The 21,120-nt window shown below is 63.3% G+C and carries 19 protein-coding genes; 10 read left to right on the plus strand and 9 right to left on the minus strand.

Going from position 1 to position 21,120, the window contains the following annotated elements:
- Positions 1–40: 40 nt before the first annotated feature.
- From RBB42_RS12800 to RBB42_RS12815, 4 genes are all read left to right on the plus strand, one after another.
- Entirely contained in the window at positions 41–1,246 is a 1,206-nt protein-coding gene (locus tag RBB42_RS12800; RefSeq protein WP_305969811.1) for an N-acetylmuramoyl-L-alanine amidase, read from the plus strand.
- Between the two features lie 101 nt (positions 1,247–1,347).
- The gene (locus tag RBB42_RS12805; protein WP_305969812.1) at positions 1,348–3,876 is read left to right on the plus strand and encodes a penicillin-binding protein 1A; all 2,529 of its coding nucleotides are present in this window, start codon (positions 1,348–1,350) and stop codon (positions 3,874–3,876) included.
- Between the two features lie 104 nt (positions 3,877–3,980).
- Positions 3,981–5,105 carry a peptide chain release factor 2 gene (gene prfB / locus RBB42_RS12810; protein ID WP_305969813.1) on the plus strand — a complete coding sequence of 375 codons (1,125 nt, stop codon included), beginning with the start codon at positions 3,981–3,983 and terminating at the stop codon, positions 5,103–5,105.
- 231 nt (positions 5,106–5,336) lie between these two features.
- Positions 5,337–6,140 carry a DUF2189 domain-containing protein gene (locus RBB42_RS12815; protein ID WP_305969814.1) on the plus strand — a complete coding sequence of 268 codons (804 nt, stop codon included), beginning with the start codon at positions 5,337–5,339 and terminating at the stop codon, positions 6,138–6,140.
- Between the two features lie 32 nt (positions 6,141–6,172).
- Here RBB42_RS12815 and RBB42_RS12820 read toward each other — a convergent pair whose 3' ends face one another.
- The 3 genes from RBB42_RS12820 to RBB42_RS12830 form a co-directional block, all read right to left on the minus strand.
- Positions 6,173–6,385 carry a hypothetical protein gene (locus RBB42_RS12820; protein WP_305969815.1) on the minus strand — a complete coding sequence of 71 codons (213 nt, stop codon included), beginning with the start codon at positions 6,383–6,385 and terminating at the stop codon, positions 6,173–6,175.
- Positions 6,382–7,542, minus strand: coding sequence for an aromatic ring-hydroxylating oxygenase subunit alpha (locus RBB42_RS12825; RefSeq protein WP_305969816.1), 1,161 nt, complete (start codon positions 7,540–7,542; stop codon positions 6,382–6,384). Before RBB42_RS12825 ends, RBB42_RS12820 begins: the two co-directional genes overlap by 4 nt.
- A gap of 118 nt (positions 7,543–7,660) precedes the next feature.
- Positions 7,661–8,485 (minus strand): helix-turn-helix domain-containing protein, encoded by an 825-nt coding sequence (locus tag RBB42_RS12830; RefSeq protein WP_305969817.1) that lies wholly within the window; start codon positions 8,483–8,485, stop codon positions 7,661–7,663.
- A gap of 223 nt (positions 8,486–8,708) precedes the next feature.
- Here RBB42_RS12830 and RBB42_RS12835 point away from each other — a divergent pair, with 223 nt between their 5' ends.
- A complete protein-coding gene (locus tag RBB42_RS12835; RefSeq protein ID WP_305969818.1) occupies positions 8,709–9,029 on the plus strand; it encodes a hypothetical protein in 321 nt (106 codons plus the stop codon).
- A gap of 48 nt (positions 9,030–9,077) precedes the next feature.
- Here RBB42_RS12835 and ilvN read toward each other — a convergent pair whose 3' ends face one another.
- The 3 genes from ilvN to RBB42_RS12850 all read right to left on the minus strand — a co-directional run bounded on the left by ilvN (position 9,078) and on the right by RBB42_RS12850 (position 12,961).
- A complete protein-coding gene (ilvN, locus tag RBB42_RS12840) occupies positions 9,078–9,638 on the minus strand; it encodes an acetolactate synthase small subunit (protein ID WP_305969819.1) in 561 nt (186 codons plus the stop codon).
- Between the two features lie 354 nt (positions 9,639–9,992).
- Complete coding sequence (locus RBB42_RS12845) at positions 9,993–10,991, minus strand: acyltransferase family protein (protein ID WP_305969820.1); 999 nt, start codon at positions 10,989–10,991, stop codon at positions 9,993–9,995.
- Between the two features lie 215 nt (positions 10,992–11,206).
- Positions 11,207–12,961, minus strand: a complete 1,755-nt coding sequence (locus RBB42_RS12850) for an acetolactate synthase 3 large subunit (protein ID WP_305969821.1) — start codon at positions 12,959–12,961, stop codon at positions 11,207–11,209.
- 176 nt (positions 12,962–13,137) lie between these two features.
- On the opposite strand from RBB42_RS12850, the gene RBB42_RS12855 reads away from it, so the two are divergent.
- Entirely contained in the window at positions 13,138–13,503 is a 366-nt protein-coding gene (locus tag RBB42_RS12855) for a hypothetical protein (RefSeq protein ID WP_305969822.1), read from the plus strand.
- Between the two features lie 95 nt (positions 13,504–13,598).
- On the plus strand, positions 13,599–13,808 hold the full coding sequence (locus RBB42_RS12860; protein WP_305969823.1) for a hypothetical protein: 210 nt from the start codon (positions 13,599–13,601) through the stop codon (positions 13,806–13,808).
- A 40-nt stretch (positions 13,809–13,848) separates the two neighbouring features.
- Here RBB42_RS12860 and RBB42_RS12865 read toward each other — a convergent pair whose 3' ends face one another.
- Positions 13,849–14,493, minus strand: a complete 645-nt coding sequence (locus RBB42_RS12865) for a response regulator transcription factor (RefSeq protein WP_305969824.1) — start codon at positions 14,491–14,493, stop codon at positions 13,849–13,851.
- Positions 14,490–15,899, minus strand: coding sequence for a cache domain-containing protein (locus tag RBB42_RS12870; protein ID WP_305969825.1), 1,410 nt, complete (start codon positions 15,897–15,899; stop codon positions 14,490–14,492). The genes RBB42_RS12865 and RBB42_RS12870 overlap by 4 nt, the downstream gene beginning before the upstream one ends.
- A gap of 241 nt (positions 15,900–16,140) precedes the next feature.
- Between RBB42_RS12870 and RBB42_RS12875 the strand changes: the two genes are divergently transcribed.
- From RBB42_RS12875 to RBB42_RS12885, 3 genes are all read left to right on the plus strand, one after another.
- Positions 16,141–17,223, plus strand: a complete 1,083-nt coding sequence (locus RBB42_RS12875) for a TRAP transporter substrate-binding protein (protein ID WP_305969826.1) — start codon at positions 16,141–16,143, stop codon at positions 17,221–17,223.
- Positions 17,224–17,377: 154 nt separating this feature from the next.
- The gene (locus RBB42_RS12880; RefSeq protein ID WP_305969872.1) at positions 17,378–18,331 is read left to right on the plus strand and encodes a TRAP transporter small permease subunit; all 954 of its coding nucleotides are present in this window, start codon (positions 17,378–17,380) and stop codon (positions 18,329–18,331) included.
- A gap of 11 nt (positions 18,332–18,342) precedes the next feature.
- Positions 18,343–20,697 carry a TRAP transporter large permease subunit gene (locus tag RBB42_RS12885; RefSeq protein ID WP_305969827.1) on the plus strand — a complete coding sequence of 785 codons (2,355 nt, stop codon included), beginning with the start codon at positions 18,343–18,345 and terminating at the stop codon, positions 20,695–20,697.
- Between the two features lie 75 nt (positions 20,698–20,772).
- Here RBB42_RS12885 and RBB42_RS12890 read toward each other — a convergent pair whose 3' ends face one another.
- A complete protein-coding gene (locus RBB42_RS12890) occupies positions 20,773–21,006 on the minus strand; it encodes a hypothetical protein (RefSeq protein WP_306043694.1) in 234 nt (77 codons plus the stop codon).
- Positions 21,007–21,120 lie beyond the last annotated feature (114 nt).

Consider the following 21,120-nt stretch of genomic DNA (forward strand, 5'->3'; position numbering starts at 1 on the left):
GGATTCCCATAGAGTGCGGCAAACACCGGAACCGGGGCACATGAGCAGATTATTTACTCTCCTGTTGGCGCTGAGCCTCTGGGCTGGCAGTGCGGCCGCCCAGGATGCCGGGCTGGCGCGGCTGATCGACGGACGGATCGAGGATCGTCGTTTCGGCGGCACGGAACTGACCCTGACCCTGTCGCAGGGCGTGCCTTGGCGGATGTTCACCCTGACCGACCCGGACCGCCTGGTGCTGGATTTCGCCGAGGTCGACTGGCAGGGCGCCGATCCCGCCGAACTGGACCAGAGTGACCGGATCAGCGCCTTGCGCATTGGGCTGTTTCGTCCGGGATGGTCCCGGCTGGTGGCCGAACTGGCGGAGCCGATGCTGGTGCAAAGCGCCGGGATGCGTGTGCTGCCCGATGGCGCAGGGGCAGAGCTGACCCTGCAACTGGACCAGGGCGATGCCGAGCGTTTCGCCAGCACCGCCGGGCCGCCGGCAGATCCGTCCTGGGTCCAGACCCGCCCCCGGGCGCGCCGCACCGATCCTGACCCGGATCGCCCCCTGACCATCGTGCTGGATCCGGGGCATGGCGGCATCGATCCGGGCGCACAGAGGGATGGCGTGACCGAGGCGGACCTTGTTCTGACCTTCGCGCTGGAACTGCGAGAGGTTCTGTTGCGGTCCGGTGACTACGATGTGCGGCTGACCCGGCAGGAGGATCGTTTTGTCTCGCTCGAAGGGCGGGTGAAATACGCCCATGAGGTTGGTGCGGACCTGTTCATTTCCTTGCACGCGGATGCGCTGGAAGAGGGGGTGGCGCATGGGGCGGCGGTCTATACCCTTGCCGAAGAGGCCTCCGACGCGGCCTCGGCTGCGCTGGCCGAACGGCATGACCGCGACGACCTGCTGGCGGGGCTGGACCTGACCGGAACCGATGACAGGGTCGCCCAGATCCTGATGGATCTGGCGCGGCTGGACAACACGCCGCGCAGCCAGGCGCTGGCCGAACACATCGTCGCCGGAATCGACGGTGCTTTGGGACATGTCCACAAGGACCCGCTGCGGCAGGCGGCCTTTTCGGTTCTGAAATCGGCCGACATCCCGTCCGTCCTGGTCGAACTGGGGTTCCTGTCCACGGAACAGGATCTGCGCAACCTGCAGGATCCGGTCTGGCGCGCGGGCATGGCGCGCGGGCTCCGGGACGGGATCGCGGCCTGGGCGCTGGAGGACGAAGCCCTGTCGCGCCTGCGCCGGCAATAGGCGCCCTTTCGGCAAACCGCCGCCCGACGCGCGTCGATGTGTTTTGACCCATGCCCTTATGCGCTATAAACACGGCCTCATTCGGGTAGCGGGAGCCGCATGTGCTGCGTTTCATCTTTTCCTTCTTCGGGGCGATCTTCTCGGTCGTGACAATGGGCGCCATGATGGTGGCGCTGACCATCGGGGCCGTCTTCTGGATGTACGGGCGCGATCTGCCCAGCCATGAACACCTGGCACAGTATTCGCCGCCCACGATCAGCCGGATCTATTCCGCCGAGGGCCGCGTGATCGACGAATTCGCGCAGGAACGGCGCCTGTTCACGCCCGCCCGGGAAATTCCGGACATGGTAAAGCACGCCTTCATCAGCGCCGAGGACAAGTCGTTCTATACCCACAATGGCTATGATCCGCGCGCCATCGTGTCGGCGGCCATCGACACGGCCCGCGGCAACACGCGCGGCGCCTCGACGATCACCCAGCAGGTGATGAAGAACTTTCTGCTGTCGGGCGATCGTCACGTCGAACGCAAGATCAAGGAAATCATCCTGGCCAGCCGCGTCGAAGGTGCGCTGGACAAGGAAAAGATCCTCGAACTGTACCTGAACGAGATCTTCCTTGGTCAGAACGCCTATGGCGTCACCGCTGCGGCACAGGTCTATTTCAACAAGACCTTGTCGGAACTGGCCCCGCACGAGGCGGCCACGCTGGCCTCGTTGCCCAAGGCACCGTCCGATTATCACCCGGTCCGCCGCAAGGACCGCCTGCGGGAACGCCGCGATTTCGTTCTGAAGGAGATGTTCGAAAACGGCTACATCGATGAGGCCACGTACCAGGCCGAGGTCGCGATGCCGCTGAAATCCGTCCAGAACGGCGATTTCGAACCCTACCAGCGATCTTTGCCGCCGCGCGACTATTTCACCGACGAGATCCGCCGCCAGCTGAGTCGGGACTTCGGCGAGGAACAGTTCTTCTCCGGCGGGTATTCCGTTCGCGCGACCCTCGACCCGGAAATGCAGGGCCAGGCGGCCCTGGCGTTGCGCAGCGCGCTGGAAAAATACGACCGTTCGCGCGGGGAATGGCGTGGCACTGGCAAGACGATACCGGCCGACACGCTGGGCGACGAGGCCAAATGGCGCGAGGCGCTGGCGGATCTGCGCGTGGCCCGCGACATCGTTCTGGAACACCCCTGGCATGTGGCCGTGGTGCGCGAGGTGCGTGACAACTCGCTGCTTCTGGGGATCGAGGACGTGGCGCTGGACGATCCGCGCGGCATGACCGTGCCGCGATCCGATACCGACTGGTTCAAGGGCAGCCTCTTTGACAATTTCGAACCCGGCGACGTGATCCACGTCCGCCAGATGACCCAGGACAGCGACGGAGCCTTCATCCGCTGGACCCTGCGGCAGGTGCCCGAAGTGCAGGGCGGCTTCATGGCGATGGACGCCCACACCGGGCGCGTCATCGCACTGCAGGGCGGGTTCTCGTACCAGAACTCGGTCTTCAACCGGGCGACGCAGGCGATGCGCCAGCCGGGGTCGAGCTTCAAGCCCTTCGTCTATGCCTCGGCGCTGGATTCCGGGTATTCGCCCGCGACCATCGTTGTCGACGCGCCGATCGAGGTGGACACCGGCGCCGGCGTCTGGCGGCCCAAGAACGCCTCGCACCAATATTACGGCCCGACGCCGCTGCGCACCGGGATCGAACGCTCTCGAAACCTGATGACCATTCGCCTGGCGCAGGAAGTGGGCATGGATATCGTCGCCAGCTATGCGGAGAAATTCGGCGTCTACGACCGGATGGGGCTGTCCATCGCGAACTCGCTGGGCGCGGACGAAACGACGTTGTTCCGCATGGTCGCCGCCTACGCCATGTTCGCCAACGGCGGCGAACGGGTCGAACCGACGCTGGTGGACCGGGTGCAGGATCGCTATGGCAGCACCGTTTATTCGCACGAGTCCGTCTTTGGCAACAAACGGGTCTGCGTGGATTGTGACAACCCGGACCTGCCGCAAGGACAGGCGCCCCGGATTGCCGACGAACGCGAAAGGGTGATGAACGCGGTCACCGCCTACCAGCTGACCTCGATGATGCGTGGCGTCGTGGACCGCGGCACCGCATCGCGCACGGTCAACCTCAGCGTGCCGACCGCGGGCAAGACCGGCACCACGAACGATGCCAAGGACGTCTGGTTCGTGGGCTTCACCTCGAACATCGTGGCGGGCTGTTACATCGGGTATGACACGCCGCGTTCCTTGGGCCGTGGTGCCTCGGGTGGCGGCATGTGCGGTCCGGTGTTCAACCAGTTCATGCAGGAAGCGGTCAAGAAATACGGCGGTGGCAACTTCAAGGTTCCCGAAGAATGCCAGTTCATCAAGATCGACCGTTTCTCGGGTGCGCGCCTGCCGGCCGATGCCAGCGGTCCCAACGTCGTGTCCGAGTGCTTCCGTCTGGGCGAAGAGCCGATCTTTGGCGTGATGTTCGACGGCGGCTTTGCGATCTCGGGCACCTTCGACGTGATCCAGCCGGACGGGTCGACCGTCGCGCAGGAGGTCACGACCTCGACCGGCGACAAGGCCATCGTGGGCCCCAAGGCCGGCTTTGGCACGCTCAGCTCGGGCGGTCTTTACTGACGCCTTTGGCCGGTCCGACGGGCAGGGCGGTTCCCCGGCTTGCCCGTCCGCCTGCCCCTTGCTATCACGCATCACCCGAGAGGACCGAGACAGGACCATAAGACATGCGCGCAGAGACCCAGAACCACGTGGAAAAGATCGAGAAATCACTCGACCTGCTGGCCCAGCGCATGGACTGGGATACGGCCCAACACCGGCTGGAGGAATTCAACGCCCGCGTCGAGGACCCGAACCTGTGGGATGATCCGGCGGCGGCGCAGAAACTGATGCGCGAGCGTCAGCAGCTGGTCGACGCGATGGAAACCTATACGGCCATGAAACAAGACCTCGCCGACCAGATCGAACTGATCGAGCTGGGCGAGATGGAGGACGACCAGGAGGTCGTCGCCGAGGCCGAGGCGGCGATCGCTTCGTTGGTGGACAAGGCGGCCAAGAAAGAGCTCGAGGCGCTCCTGAACGGAGAGACCGACGGCAACGATGCCTTCCTGGAAATCAAGGCGGGCGCCGGCGGCACAGAGGCCTGCGACTGGGCGCAGATGCTGGCGCGGATGTACGTCCGTTGGGCCGAGAAACGCGGTTTCGAGGTCGATCTTCAGGAAGAACAGGCGGGCGCCGAGGCGGGCATCAAGTCTGCCACCTACCAGATCAAGGGGCCGAACGCCTATGGCTGGCTGAAATCCGAAAGCGGCACGCATCGCCTTGTGCGGATTTCGCCCTTTGGCAAGGGCACGCGCGAGACGAGCTTTGCCGCCGTGGGCGCCTATCCGGTGATCGACGACAATATCGAGATCGAGGTGAACCCGGCCGACATCCGCATCGACACCTTCCGGTCCTCTGGCGCGGGCGGTCAGCACGTCAACACCACCGACTCTGCTGTGCGGATCACGCACGCGCCGACGGGCATCGTCGTGACCTCTTCGGAAAAGTCGCAGCACCAGAACCGTGACATCGCCATGAAGGCGCTGAAATCGCGGCTGTACCAGCTGGAGCTCGACAAGCGGAACGCCGAGGTCAACGCCCTGCACGAGGCCAAGGGCGACGCGGGCTGGGGCAACCAGATCCGGTCCTACGTCCTGCAGCCCTACCAGATGGTCAAGGACCTGCGGACCAACTACGAGACCGCCGACACCTCTGGTGTTCTGGACGGTGACCTTGATCCCTTCATGGCCGCGACTCTGGCGATGAACGTGGCAGGCAAGAGCCGCGCGGACGCCCAGGCCGAGGACTGACCCTCAGCGAAGGTGCGCGGCCCCCGTGCCGTCGCTGCCTCCGTGTTGTTTTCAAACCAAGAACATGCGCCGCGCCCCTGGCGCGACGAAAGCGTGCGCGAGGGAGGATGTGTCGGCCTGAACGGCTGCTGGCGTGTTTTGCAGTGGCATTTGCACCAAACCTGTTCTTGCCTGCGCGGGTCATATCTCGTTTACTGAATGCCGGAGGAGACGATCGGCAGGAGGAAAGCGATGCCCGACACACCCAAGCCAGGTGTTCCGGACCTTGGCCCGGTCGATGTCGAGATGCTGCGCGAGGCGCTGCGGCGCGGCTGGAGCGACCTGCGGCGCGCGCCGGGCTTTGCCGTGCTCTTCGCCTCTGTCTACGTCCTGGGCGGCTGGTTCATGGCCTGGGTCACCTGGATCACCGGGCAGAGTTACTGGCTGGTCTTCGCGGCCATCGGTTTTCCGCTGATCGCGCCCTTTGCGGCGGTGGGATTCTACGATGTCAGCCGCAGGATCGAGCAGGACAGGCCGTTGGACTGGATTGAGATCCTGAGCGTGGTGAAACGCTCTGGCGGCGGGCAGCTGCCCTGGCTGGGGGCCGTGGTGCTGGTGATCTTCCTGTTCTGGTTCTTTCTCGCGCATATGATCTTTGCGCTGTTCCTTGGCCTGTCGACAATGACCAATGTCTCCAGCTCGCTGGACATCTATTTTACCGCCAATGGGCTGATGATGCTGGCCGTGGGAACGGGGGTTGGCGCGGTCTTTTCGGTCGTGCTCTACATGATCTCGGTTCTGTCGCTGCCCATGCTGCTGGACCGGGACATCGATTTCGTGACCGGGATGATCACCTCGTTCAGCTACGTCCAGAGGCACCCGGTGCCGATGTTAGCCTGGGCCGTCTTCGTGGCGGCGGTCACCTTGCTGTCGATGCTGCCGGGGTTCCTGGGGCTGTTCATCTCGCTGCCGCTCCTGGGGCATGCGACCTGGCACCTGTATGACATGATCGCCTATGGCGCCGAGCACGAGGCCGGGGCGCATGTGGTGGCCTGAGAGGCACCTTACAGCGCCTCTCGGCGATGTTGTCAGGTCTCCCGCCCCTCGGCCTTGAGACGCGCGTGCAGTGCCGTGGCGCGCGTGTCACCCAGCTCCAGCGCAAAGACATAGGCATGGGTCAGGTAGAAGCAGGCGGCATCCAGATCGTTCACCGTCTCCGCTGCCTGCGCATACAGGCCCACCAGCGCGGGGCGGTCGTCCGCCGCGTGCGCTGCGAGCAGCCTGTCGTCCAGCGCCTTCATTCGGCCGCCTCCGACAGGCTGCGATGGGTCTGGATCTTGCTGGCGACCCAGTCGTGGAAACAATGCGTGGGGCTGTCCATCGCGGGCGAGAAGCGGCCGCCGTCAAAGCCCGAGGCGTAGCGCCCGCGCTGCATGCCCTCGACGACAAAGATGTCTTCCTCGAAGACCGTCTTCCAGAGTTGCGTGTTGCGCTGTCGCAGCCCGCTGTCGGTCTTGGGCTGGGAATAATAGAGATGGACGCTCTCGATCGTCTTGCCCGGACCCTCGGGCAAGAGGACGATGGCAAAGGCATGGTCGCGGTGCACGCCAAGAAGGACGTTGGGATAGACGGCGATGTATTCGGCGGCGGTATCCCACTTGTCCGAGATACCTTCGAAATCGGGGAAGGGCTCTCCGTTCTCGTTCGTGACCTGCCGGTAGACCAGCGTGCCCTGACCCGAATAGGCGCCGGGCTGTTCGATGTTGTAGTGATCCTCGAGCCGGGAATAGGAGTTCAGTCCGGGGTGCACCCACGGCAGGTGGTAGCTTTCGCAGTAGTTCTCGACCGCGAGTTTCCAGTTGGTCTGGACCTCCAGCGTGATCGTGCTGTCGGCGCCCCCGTGGTAGACCGGCTGTTCGAATTCCGCCCAGCGGGTCATGACGTCGCTCATGGCCTCTTCAAAGGCGGGCGCGTCGCCCGAGACGTTGATCCAGACGATGTCGCGCCAGATGTGGCTGCGGACCTCGATCAGGCCAAGGGTGCTCCGGTCGATCGCCTCGTGGGTGTTGTGGCCGGGGCCGCCCACATGTGGCGTGCTGACCAGGCGGCCATCGGACCCGTAGCACCAGGAGTGATAGGGGCAACGGATCGCGCCCTCGATCTTGCGGGCCTCGTCGACCAGGATCATGCCGCGGTGGCGGCAGATGTTCTGGAACACGCGTACGGTGCCGTCACGGCCCCGCAGCAGCAAGAGCGGCATTCCGAGAAAGGTGATCGGCTTGGCATCGCCATTTTCCGGCACGTCGGCAGCCACGGCCAGGCCGGCCCACTGGGAAAAGAGCAGCGCGTCGCGCTCTTCGGCAAAGACGCCCGGGTCGATGTAATGTGCGTTCGGCAGGCCATTGGCCTGGGCGACGGGACGGCGGACGCTGTCAAGATCGGTCTGGGCAATGGTCATGGGGAAGGGCCTTCTGCTGACGTGGAATGGACTCCGCGTTAGTTGCAGAATGTGCACTTGTCCCGAACAAACCCGACACGGATTGTATCAAAGCGACCTTGGATGGCGCCGAGCGCGTTCAGACGAAGGGTTCGCCCGGTTTCAGCAGGTTGCGCTGATAGGTCAGCAGGTCGGATTCAAGGCAGAATCCGGAACTGCGCGCAGCGGGCAGGACGTCCTTCATCCGGCTTCCGAGGTATTCGTAGACCAGGCGCTCAACCCGCCGCCCGGCAACGTTTTCCCGGACCGTTCGGGTGACGTAGCCGGCCCAGAAGTTGTTCTCGAACGAAGGAATGCGCGCCAGATAGTTGAAGGACGAGGTGATCGAGCCGTGACGGCTGACCAGGGCAGCAATGCCGTCCTCCTGTGGAATTACCGCACCACGGAACTCTCGCGTGGCGGGATCTGTATTCAGGCCCTGCTGGCGCATGGCATCCTTTGCTTCGAACCCCTTGAGGAAGGTGCCCTGGCGGTTGCGAAAGACATAGATCAGACCGCGCACAAACATGTTCTCGTCCAGAAAACTGCGCCGTGCAAAGCGATAAAACCCGCTGGGGAAGTCCTCTTCGGCGACGGGCCGGGTTGCCCCGCCAAGGAAATCCGAGATCGCGGGATTGTTGAAGATGCTGCTATTGCCGCTGGAGATGTCGCCGACCGGTTCCAGCAAGATGCGCGCATCCACGTTGAAATAGGTACAGATCCGATGCAGCACGTCCGGCCGCGGGAAACTCTCACCGGCCAGGTAGCGGTTGTACTGCGTGCGATTGATCCCCAATTCACGGCACAGGGCCGAGATCGAGGGTGCGCGTTGTGACAGCTGTCTCAGGTTGGCGCCAAGCATGCTGCGGAGTTCGGACGGAGTCGGGCCTTGTTTGGTCGCATTTGTGGCACGTTTCTCCGCCATGATGTTCCGATCCTGTCTCATAGTGCCTTTGAAGTGCAGCATTTTTGTCGTTTGACCTCAACCAGCGATAGTATTTGATGCTAGGTGGCGTCATCGCTGATGCGCATTGGCGCCAAAAGTGCCGCCTTGCGCCACAAAAATCAAGGAGGCGACACGGAAAATAATCTGTCGGCTCGGCAAGGATTCATTCACCCTGATCATGCGACCATCAGTGGGTGTACTTATGCAAGATCAGATGTTTGGCGTTGTATTGTGGGCGGATGCCAGTGACAGCAAAGCTGTGATCTGGTGCGAAGACCATGGAAATCTCGCCTATTACACGGCAGCGGAGCAAAACCTGCACGACGGTCTGGACCTCGACGCAGGAGACCTGATCCAGTTCGACCTGCGTGAAGAGCGGGACGTTCGCAGGGCGCGTAACCTGCGCCGGGTGGACGCGGGGTTCGCCCCGGCGATCGTTCACGAATTGAAAACCCGCGGACCGGGCAAAACCTCGACCGCGGGCAATGTGGTCCGCTTTCCGGAAGCGCGTCGCGCCAGCTGAAACGGCTGGTCGGGACCCTGCGGATCCTGACCACGCCTTCAATAGCAGTCAGACCCCGCGGGCCAGGGCGGCGACGCCGGTTCGCGCAACCTCAATCAGGCCGAGAGGACGCATGAGATCGGCAAAGGCGTCGATCTTGTCCGGTGTGCCGGTCAACTGAAAGACAAAGCTTTCCAGGGTCGAGTCGACGACATTGGCGCGGAAGATGTCCGCCAGCCGCAGTGCCTCGACCCGCTTGTCCCCCGATCCGGCGACCTTCAGCAATGCCAGTTCGCGTTCGACGGATTTGCCTTCGACCGTCAGGTCGTGCACGTCGCGCACCGACACGATCCGACCCAGCTGTGCCTTGATCTGTTCGATGACCTGCGGCGTGCCGCTGGTGACGATCGTGATCCGGCTCAGGTGGCCTTCATGGTCGACCTCGGCCACGGTCAGGCTGTCGATGTTGTAGCCACGTCCCGAGAACAGCCCGATCACACGCGCCAGCACGCCCGGCTCGTTCTCTACAAGCACGGCGACGGTATGGGTCTCCTGCACGTCCGAGAAGTTCGGGCGGAGGTTGTAGGCGGAGTGCTTGCTCGAGCCTTTCTTGATCTTGAGTGCTGACATCTCTGGGCCTTTCTGAGGAGTGCCGGCCCGCCGGGCGACGGGCCGCGGAAGGTTTAGCCAAGATCGGCAACTTTGACCAGAAGCGAGCGGCGCAAAACGCCGCTCTCACGGCATTTAATGGCCCGGACGTCGCTGCTCGAGGACCTTCGGCACCTGTTGGTGCGGCTGACCGGGCAGAAGGGGCGGGCTCCTTCGCGCGGTCATCGAGTCGACTGGCAATGCCACCGAAATGGACGGTAGAGATCCGGGTGGTCGACATGGACGAGTTCCTGAGCAAGCCCTTACGCAGTACCACCCGGACGCGGGCCATCGCCAGGCAGCTAGCGGTGGGCCACGGGACTTGGTTTGCGCCGCTCAGAACCCCGGGAGCTTTGGGGAAGCAACGCGGCGCGCCGCATAGTACAGTACGACAGGGCCAATCAGACCGGCCACGGTGCCCAGCACGAGGTGGACCATCACATCGGTTGTGAGCTTGAACAGGACGATCCGAGTGGCAGCCGTGAACAGCGTGTGCGCCAGGTAGATCGGCATCGAGAGCTGTCCCAACCGCTCCAGCATGCGGCCCAGGCGCCCGCCATCTCCCTGCGGGGCGTTCATCATCACTATGAAACAGAGCGAGAGCAGCGCCGCGACCACCTGAAAGCCCAACACGGTTTGAGGCAGGGAAAAGCTGACCAGTTGCACGACGCCGAAGACGGTCAACGCCCTCAGCGCCATTGGTACGCCCGAGGGCAGTGGTGGTTGTCGCGCTAGCCAGATGCCCAGGAGGAAGATCCCCAGGTGCAGCGCGGCATTTACTGTCAGGGGACCCAGCGGCAGGCCGGCCAAAGAGACCAGCCCGCCGGCAGCAAGCGCAAGGAAAAGCCAGAGCCAGGCGGGACGCGGCCTTTCCCCGGGCGCCGCCACGAGTAGCCCCAGCATCTGGATCAGGAAAAGCGCCCAGAGGAACCACAGGTGATCGCGCGGCGGAAGGGGCCAGCCGATGAGATCCGACGGCCCCCCGGGAGTGTTCGCCGCGCCTCCGGCCAGAAAACGGAAACCGGCAAAGACATAGGTCCACAGCAGCAGCGGCCAGAGCAGGCGGATCGCCTTCTCCTTCATGCCGCGAACCAGCGGGCGTCGACGGGCCGAAGCCTCGAAGGTGACGCCGGACAACAAGAAGAACAATGGCATGTGAAAGTTGTAGATCAGCGCCTCGACGGTGCGGACCAGCGGGCCAGCGGCCAGTAGACCTGCCGCTTGCGCGCCGATCCAGGCATGGCCGAAGACCACGAGGATGATGCCCGCGCCCTTGGCTCGGTCCAGCCAACGCAGTCGCGCCGCCGCGCCCTTCATCGTGCCGCCCATACGCATGTCTTCGGTCCGGCCCGTCGAACGCGGCGGTTTCGGCTGGCAATTCCTGCGGGCCACGGCGCGCGGTATGATGATCGGGACGGGGCCATGGGGGTTCGGCTATTCCGGAACTTGGGCGAAATCGCGCCGCGTCACCTGCGGTGCGGTCAGGGGGCAAAGAAAAACGCGTCGACCACCGGGGCCGACGCGTTCCTGTTGGTTCAGAGCTTGCCGGATCAGACCAGCACCGCGCCCTTGCCGGCGATGGCATTGGTCGCCTTGGCGTCGCCCAGCAGCATCTTGTTGTGCGGCTCGCCCGAGGGGATCATCGGGAAGCAGTTCTCGTGCTTCTCGACAAGGCAATCCATGATCACCGGCCCGTCGTGCTCGATCATCTCCATGATCGCGTCGTCCAAGTCCGCCGGGTCCTTGCAGATGATGCCCTTGGCGCCAAAGGCCTCGGCCAGTTTGACGAAATCGGGCAGCGCCTCGCTCCAGGAATGCGAATACCGCTCGCCGTGCAGCAACTGTTGCCACTGGCGCACCATGCCCAGGCGTTCGTTGTTCAGGATGAACTGCTTGACCGGCAGGCGGTATTGCACCGTGGTGCCCATCTCCTGCATGTTCATCAGCCAGGACGCCTCGCCCGCGACGTTGATGACCAGCGCATCGGGATGCGCCACCTGCACGCCGACAGAGGCCGGGAAGCCATAGCCCATCGTGCCCAGGCCACCGGAGGTCATCCAGCGGTTGGGATCCTCGAATCCAAGATACTGCGCAGCCCACATCTGGTGCTGGCCGACCTCGGTGCAGATGTAGCGGTCATGGCCCTTGGTCAGCGCCTCAAGCCGGGCAAGCGCGTGCTGCGGCTTGATGGTGTTTTCCGCAGGCTTGAACTTGAGGCAGTCGACCTTGCGCCATTCCTCGATCTGCGACCACCATTTCGACAGCGACTCGCGATTGACCTTGCGGCCGCGCGATTTCCAGACCTTCAGTACGTCTTCAAGGACATGGCCCACGTCACCGATGATCGGGATGTCTGTCTTGATCACCTTGTTGATCGACGACGGGTCGATGTCGATATGTGCCTTGTGCGAGTTCGGGCTGAAGGCGTCGATGCGGCCGGTGATCCGGTCATCGAAACGCGCGCCCACGTTGATCATCAGGTCACAGCCGTGCATCGCAAGGTTGGCCTCGTAAAGACCATGCATCCCCAGCATTCCAAGCCAGTGACGGCCCGAGGCCGGGTAGGCGCCCAGTCCCATGAGGGTCGAGGTGATCGGAAAGCCCGTGGCGTCCACCAGTTCCCGCAACAGTTGGCTGGCCGCGGGGCCCGAGTTGATGACGCCGCCGCCTGTGTAGAAGACCGGGCGCTCGGCCATCTCGATCGCTTCGACCAGCGCCTCGATCATCTCCATGTCGCCCTTGACCTGCGGCTGGTAGTGGCCGACCGAGGTTTTCGGGATCGGCTGGTACTCTGCGCTGGCGAACTGCACGTCTTTGGGAATGTCGATCAGCACCGGACCGGGACGGCCCGAGGTGGCGACGTGAAAGGCCTCGTGGATGGTCGACGACAGCCGCGCGGTGTCCTTCACCAGCCAGTTGTGCTTGGTGCAGGGGCGGGTGATGCCGACGGTATCGGCCTCCTGGAAGGCGTCCGAGCCGATCATGAAGGTCGGCACCTGACCGGTCAGGACAACGATCGGGATCGAGTCCATCAAGGCATCCGTCAGGCCGGTGACGGCATTGGTCGCCCCGGGGCCAGACGTCACGAGAACCACGCCCGGCTTGCCGGTCGCGCGGGCATAGCCCTCGGCGGCATGAACCGCGCCCTGTTCGTGACGGACCAGGATGTGGCGAATGTCGTTCTGCTGAAAGACCTCATCATAGATGGGTAGTACAGCGCCGCCGGGATAGCCGAATACCGTGTCCACGCCCTGGTCCTTGAGGGCCTGAACCACCATTTTCGCTCCGGTCATCTGACGTGTCATCGCATTGTTCTCCGTTCACGACACTGTACGTTTGCGCACAAAAAAGCCCCCGAGGGTCAGTTCGGGGGCGCATGGGGTCCTGGAAGGGTTCCGGATTACCGGCCCATGCGCCTTGTTCCTACGATTACCACTAGCGTGGACATGCCCGAGGCTCCTTTGCATCGCGCGGGGACACTATGGCGCGCGGCACGAAGCGTCAACCGTTGAAGTGGAAGAAAGCAAATTTCATTCAGGACGGCGCGGCCTTTCCAAAAATTGCCCAAACCATCGCCGCGCACACAAGTCAACCCATGCAGAAACGCTGTGCGCATATGCGCAAATCAGGAATTGCCGTCAGGGCAGGGCATCTGGCAAACCGAACCCGACAGTTCACTTCGGACGGAAAAGCCATGTTACGCTCTCGGAAAGTCAGGAATTTCACCGCGTTCAAGGCGCTGTGTCTTGCGCTATTCATTGCCCTGGGGCTTGGCCTGCAGGCGGGGCACCACCACAGCGACACCAGCCTGACAAAGGCGCGCATCATCTCGTACGGGACCGGTTGATTGAATTGCAACAATCGCGCGCGGCAACGTGAGTTGTGCGAAGCAAGGGCATCGGCGATGCTGAGGATGCATCTAGAGGAGACGAGGGTCTCGACATGAAAAAGAACATTTTCTACCGCGATTTCACGATCTGCAAAGCCGTGGCCCTTGTGGTCCTCATGGGGCTGGCGGCGGCTCTTGGCGGCGTGCCCTCCAAACGCGTTGCGGAAACCCAACCCGAGTTGTCGGAGGCGAGGATCGTCCCGGCGATGGTCTACAAGTTCTGGGACGAATGCGATCGCGAACAGGTCGGCGTCGATCTCTGACCTGACGGACCGAGGCGACTTGCGGAAATGACGGGCGCGGTCAGAGGTTCGCGCCGGTCCCCTGCAATACCCCGTGTTCCAGCGCATAACGCATCAGCGCGGCGGTGCTGCTGACTCCCAGCTTGCGGCGGATGTTCTTGCGGTGCGTTTCCACGGTGCGCACGGAAATATCCAGCGCGCCAGCCACTTCCTTGTTCGACTTTCCTTGCGCCAGTTGCAGCAGAACCATCTGTTCGCGATTGGTCAGCTGTTCACGTTCCTGCCCGTGCGGCGCGAGTGCGCCCTCTGCCCCGGGGCAGAGATATTTCTCTCCCACCATCACGACGTCTATGGCGCGCTTGATCTCATCGGTCGGCACGTCCTTGAGTACATAGCCGCGAGCGCCATGGCTGAGCGCGGTCGAGATGTACTCGGGCGAGTCGTGCATGGAGAGGATCAGGATGCGCGTCGCCGGTCGGCGTTCCAGGATCATCTCGGTCGCCGACAACCCGCCAAGGCCCGGCATGTTGAGATCCATCAGGATGACATCCGGAGACAGGCTGTCGAGCCGGTCGATCATGGTCTGACCGTCCGAGAGCGTGGCGATCACGTCGATATCGTCGTAGCTTTCCAGGATCGCCTCGATGCCTTCGGCTACCATCGGATGATCATCGACAACAACGACTCGGGTGGGGGCAGGGGTCATGCGCGGGCTTTCGGTTGCGGGTCGGCGCTTTCTTCGGGCGGAAGCAGGTGGGTCAAGGGCACTTGTGCCTCGATAACTGTGCCATCGCGGGACGACAAGACGCGCAGGGTTCCGTTCAGCTGGTCCATGCGTTCCTGCATGTTGCGCAACCCAATCCCGCGGGCGGCGCCCGGTGTGTCACGCATCCCCGTTCCGTTGTCGGCGACACGCAGGGTCGCCCCGGCGCGGTGGCCGCGAATGTCGATGCTGACCTGGCTGGCGCCGGAATGGCGCTCGATGTTCGTCAGGGCCTCCTGCGCGATGCGGAACAGGGCGATCTTGGCCTCCTGATCCAGCCGGTTGCGGAAGACAACCGTTGTGAATTCGGTCTCGATGCCGGTGCGCTGCCGGAACTCCTCGGCCAGCGCCTTGATGGCGGGGCCAAGGCCCAGGTCATCCAGCACGCCCGGTCGCAGGTCGCGGCTGATACGGCGCACCTCGTTGATGGCCTGACCGAGGTGGTCGGCGCCCTTGGCGAGGGTCTCTTCGGCGCGGGGATCGCCCGACATCACGCGGCGCCGAGCGATGTCGAGCGCATATTTCACCCCGACGAGGATCTGGCTGATGCCGTCGTGCAGCTCGCGCGCCACGCGACCGCGTTCCTCTTCCTGGGCGTCCAGCACCCTTTGCGTCAGCTGTTTAAGCTTGGCATCCGCCAGCCGCCTTTCACGCAGGTTCAGGATCAGACCGGACAAAAAGACCAGCAGCAGCGCACCCAGGGTAATGGCCCCGATATAGATGAAATTGCGCTGAACGCGCGCCTCGACCTCGGCCCGCGAGGCGGCGACGCTGCCCAGAACGTCGTCGATGAAGACCCCCGTGCCCACGGCCCAACGCCAGTCCTGCAGGCCCAGCACATAGGTCACCATGCGCCCCTCTTCGCCGGTCGAGGGTTTGGGCCAGAGGTGATCGACATAGCCTGCCCCCTGGCGCGCCGTCTCGATGAATTCCTGCACCACAAAGGTGCCCTCGCTGTCGGTCAGGTTCCACTGATTGGTGTTGATCAGATCGGTCTGGCGGGGTGAGACGAGGTTCTGGCCGTCGTAGTCGTAGACGAAGAAAAAGCCCTCTTCGCCGTAGATCATGGCGGCCAGGATCTGCAGGACCTGCGTCTTGGCGACCGCGTCGTCCGGTGCGGCAGAACCATAGACAAAGTAGAACCCGTTGCGGGCCTGCGTGACGTAATTGCGCAATTCGCGTTTCTTGGCCGCCAGCAGCTGCGTTTCCAGCCCCTGGATCTCGCGTTCGGCCAGGCTGCGGGCCTGCTGGGCAACCAGCAGCGCAATGGCCGAGACCGCCAGGACCAGCGGCACACTGGCCAGCAGAAAGAGCTTTTGCCCGTAGCTAAGGCGGAACCGCGCGAACATGCCCTTAGAAAACCACAAGCCCGCGGCGATGGGAACGCCCCGGAGGCGCCTCCGGGGCAAAACCCGGGGCAGGGCGCGTTTGGATCCCGCCCGCATTCCGCAAGGGCAAGCCGTTTTTCCGGCTTTTCTCCGTAGCACTGGGTATTCCCAACGTCGGAATCAATCCCTAGGGTGCCCGCACTCAAACCGATCCGCGCGAGGTGGGGAGCCCCGTGCAGAAACAGAATCTGGGAGGATTTCAATGGATCGTCGTTCTTTCCTTCGCAACTCGACCGTGGGTGCCGGTGCTGCGGCCGCCTCGACGCTGGCCGCTCCGGCCTACGCTCAGGGCAAGCGCACGCTGACAATGGTCACCACCTGGAGCCGTGGTCTGGCCGGTGTGCATGACGCCGCCGAGCGTGTTGCGACCATCATCACCGAGATGACCGACGGCCAGCTGACCGTCGATCTCAAGGCCGCGGGCGAACTCGTGGGCGCATTCGAGGTCTTCGACGCCGTGACCGCCGGTCAGGCCGACATGTACCACGGTGCGGACTACTACTTTGTCGGTCAGCACCCGGGCTATGCCTTCTTCACCGCCGTTCCCTTTGGCCTGACCGCTCAGGAACAGGTGAACTGGTACTACTTCGACGGCGGCATGGAGCTGCACGACGAACTGGGCCAGATCTTCGGTCTCAAATCCTTCCTCGGCGGCAACACCGGCGCGCAGGCGGGCGGCTGGTACCGCAACGAGATCACCGGCCCCGAGGACTTCAACGGCCTCAAGTTCCGTATGCCGGGCCTTGGCGGCCAGGCCCTGGGCAAGCTGGGTGCATCGGTCCAGAACATCCCCGGCGGCGAGGTCTACCAGGCACTGTCCTCAGGCGCGATCGACGGCACCGAATGGATCGGCCCCTGGGCCGACGAAAAGGCCGGTTTCCAGGAGATCACCAAGATCTACTACACCGCCGGTTTCCACGAGCCGGGCGCAAGCCTCTCTGTCGCAACCAACCGCGACGTCTTTGAAAGCCTGTCGCCGGCGCACCAGAAGATCATCGAGATCGCCTCTGCCGAAGCGCACCAGTGGAACCTGGGCCAGTTCCTGTCCGCCAACGGTGCCGCCCTGCAGCGTCTGCAGTCCGCCGGCGTGACCATCCGCGAATTCCCCGACAGCGTCTGGGAAGCTTTCGGAAAGGCATCCGCAGAGGTCCATGCCGAGAACATGGGCGACGACCTGTACAAGCGCATCCACGACAGCGCGATGGCCTCGATGAAGTCGTCCTCGGCCTGGATCCAGACATCCTCGGGCACCTACGTCGCACAGCGCGACCGCGTGCTGGGCTGATCCCGCTCCGATCACTGGAAAGGCCCTTGCAGCGCGGGGGCCTTTTCGGCATTGGCGGGCGGCGTTTTTGCCAGCCCGCCGTTGCGCCACGCGGGACTGGCGTGGCGACTCGTGATGCCGGCCAGGGTGCCGGACCGATATTTTGGGGGACATGATGGAAGCAGAGGCCGCGACGGGCTCGTTCTTCGGCGCCATCGGCGGGTTCCTGGTCTGGGTGGTGCAAAACATCGCCCTTGCCTTCTGGAACCTTGGCTATGCGATTTCGCATCCGATGGCCTGGCTGGACTGGCTGAGCTGGGAGAACACGACGGAAGACAAGGAAGCGGTCATGCGCTTCGTCTACTATGGTGCCTCGGTCGAGTTCTTCTTTGTGGTATTCACCTTCTTCCTGGTGATCTTTCTGGCCGGGCTCTACAGCAACCGGTTCCTCTGGGGGACCGTGCGCGTGCTGGAGGGCATGGCCAATACCGTCGGGCGCTTCTTCGCCTGGGCGGGTCTGATCATGGTGTTGCAGCAGGTGATGATCGTCTTCATGCAACGGATCTTTGCCCGGCCCGACATCTCGATCGGCTTCGGTATCCCGGTGCAGTTCGATATTTCCTGGTTCGCCGAGGAACTGAAACTCTACAACGCGATGGTTGTCGCGCTCTGCCTGACCTACACCTTCGTGCAGGGCGGGCACGTCCGCGTCGATCTGGTCTATTCGGCGGTCAGCCACCGGGTAAAGCGCATGATCGACATGTTCGGTGCGCTGTTCTTCATGATCCCGGTTGCGACGCTGATCTGGTTGTATGCCTGGTTCTTCATGTGGCGTCACCTGATCGTGCCGAAACCCTCGGCCTCGGATGGGTTGGACCGGCTGCTGCTCAAGGCGCGCGCGGTGCGATGGAACGTCGAAACGATCGGTTTCAGCCCCAACGGATTCAACGCCTACTTCCTGTTCAAGATCCTGGTCGCGATCATGCTGGCGCTGATCTTCATCCAGGCCTGGGCCTTCTTCTACCGCTCGTTCCTCGAGTGGAAGGAAGGCGAGGAGTCGGCGGGCAAATACCTCGACCGAGACCAGCTTGAAGAGGGCGAAGAGCCCTACGACCACGCGGAATTCTGAGAGGCAGGCGCATGTTGTTTGGATTGGATGGCGTCGAGATCGGCCTGATCATCGTCTTTCTGACGCTCTTTTCGGCGATCCTGTCGGGGTTTCCGGTGGCCTTTGCCATCGGCGGCGCGGGGATCATTTCCTTCGGGATCATCGCGGCCCTCGATAGCGCGGGCCTGCTGATACACCAGGCCATCGACACCGGGTCGGAGGCCTACAATGCCCTGCTGGCAAGCGGGGCCAACGAGAAGGCGATTTCGATCTTCCGATACCCGGAGTTGCCAAGGGTCGAGGTGCCGGTCTTCCCGCAAGGCTGGGAAACCGCGATGGACCGCAACATCTCGTTCATCGTCAACCGGATCAACGAACGGGTGATCGCGGGGCAATCGATCGAGACGCTGCTGGCGGTTCTGATGTTCGTCCTGATGGGCATCGTTCTGGAACGCTCGAAGATCGCCAACGACCTGCTGACCACCATGGCGCGGGTCTTTGGCCCGCTGCCGGGCGGTCTGGCCGTGAGCATCGTCGTCGTCGGCGCCTTCCTGGCCGCTTCGACGGGGATCGTCGGCGCGACCGTGGTGACGATGGGCCTGCTGGCTTTGCCCACCATGCTGCGCAACAACTACGCGCCGGAACTGGCCACCGGGGTCATCGCGGCCTCCGGCACGCTGGGGCAGATCATCCCGCCCTCGATCGTGATCGTTCTGCTGGGTACTCTGGCCGGGGATCTCTATTCCGCGGCACAAGAAGACCGGGCCCAATTGGCGGGCTGTTCGGATGCGCTGACCTTCCTTGGTGAACCTGCTGTGGTTTCGGTCGGCACGCTGTTCCAGGCGGCGCTGCTGCCGGGCATCCTGCTGGCGCTGCTCTATGCGCTCTATGCCTTCGGCTACGCGATGCTGAACCCCTCCAAGGCGCCGGCGGTCACGCTGGACGGCGGCGAGGGAGAGCCCGTCACCCGCGGTGAAGCCTTCACCTGGTTCCTCGGCGTGCCGATCGCGTTGATCGCGGGCACGATCCTGTTGGCAGAGGTCGGCATGGTCGGCAGTCAGTCGGTCCAGGTCGACAGCTTCTCGGAATCCGGCGATGCCGCGTCTCTGCGGACCAATGTTTCCGACCAGTGCAAGGCCTCGATGATCGACCTGCACGGGCAGGCGGCCTGGGACAGGGCGGTTGCCGAACAGGCCGAGATCGACGCCCAGGGCGGTGCCCAGCAGAGCACCCGCCTGAGCGACGAACGCATCGCCGAACTGCAGGCTGAAAAGATCGCCAACGCGGCGCCCATCGGCACGGGCATCGCGACCCTGGCGGTGATCTTCGGCCTGATCCTGGCCGTGGCGCGGGGCGTTTCCCCCTCGTCGAACCCGCTGCCTCTGCAGATCGGTGCGGTGGGGATCATCCTGGGCCTGGTGGTGGACATCCTGCTGATCGGACCGACGAGTTCGGCCATGCTCACCGTCGTGCTAATGATCCTGCCCTGGGCCATCACGATCTACGGCTGCGTCTACGCGATGAAGCTCTTGTCCAAGAACGAGTTGCTGCGCGTGGTCTTTCCGCCGCTGGTCCTGATCGTTGCAGTGCTGGGCTCGATCCTGGGCGGCATCACCAATCCGACGCCCGCCGCGGCGCTGGGGGCGGCAGGGGCCATCATGCTGGCCGCCTACCGCAAGCTGTCCGAAGAAGAACGCAGCCCGCGCATCATCATCTGGTCGACCCTCGCGGTCATCCTGATGATCCTGACCGGCATCAACTTTGACCTCCGGGTCAATGTCGAAGAGGTCAGCGGCGCGACCTGGCTTGCCTTCCTCTTTGCCTATGCCTGCTGGCTCTATGCCTTCTTCGGGCTGCTGTTCAGCTGCTGGGTCCTATTCCGGTCCGGGGTGCTGACCCCGGCGGTGCGGGAAACGGCCAAGGTGACGTCGATGGTCTTTACCATTCTCGTGGCTTCGCAGCTTCTGAACCTGGTGGTCATCTCCTTCGGGGGGGAGGAATACATCCAGGACTTCCTGCGCAGCTACGACGATCCGCGTACGGCCTTCATCATCGTGATGATCATCCTGTTCATCCTGGGCTTCGTGCTCGACTTCCTCGAGATCATCTACATCGTGATCCCGATTGTCGGGCCGGTGATCTACGGCGCGCATTTCGATCCGAAATGGGTGACGATCATGATCGCGGTCAACCTGCAGACATCCTTCCTGACACCGCCATTCGGCTTTGCGCTGTTCTATTTGCGCGGGGTTGCCCCCAAGGAAGTCACGACCGGCCACATCTATCGCGGGGTGATGCCCTTCGTGCTGATCCAGGTGGTCGGGCTGGCGATCCTGGCGCTGTTCCCGGGGATCGTGACCATCGTGCCGTCGATCCTGGGGCACTGACCCGGCTGCGACACCGGAAAGATAAAGGGCGGGCCAACAGGCCCGCCCTTTTGCTGTCGCGAAGAAACGCGGGCGCTAGTGACCGTTGTCCGACACCATGAACCCGATCTTGGCCAATCGTTTTTCAAGATCCGCCGCCATGATGAAGGCGGAAGAGGCCGCAGTCGCCGCCGCATCGCGTGCCAGAGAATAGCCCAGGTGTTCCAGAAGGGGCACGGTCACCTCTCGCACGACTTCGATCCGGGTTTCCAGGTCGCAGGAGTCCAGCCCGTTCAGGATAGTGCGCAACTGATCTTCGTGAGAGGGCATCCGATCGGTCCTTTGGCGGCTGGTTCCGGATAAATTTTTACCAACTGATCAAAATTCAGGGATGCACGCAACATGCCCTCTATGCAACCGGGAATTGCGTGGGGCTACGAGATT

The sequence above is a fragment of the Mameliella sp. MMSF_3455 genome (genome assembly GCF_030733205.1).
Taxonomy (GTDB): domain Bacteria; phylum Pseudomonadota; class Alphaproteobacteria; order Rhodobacterales; family Rhodobacteraceae; genus Antarctobacter.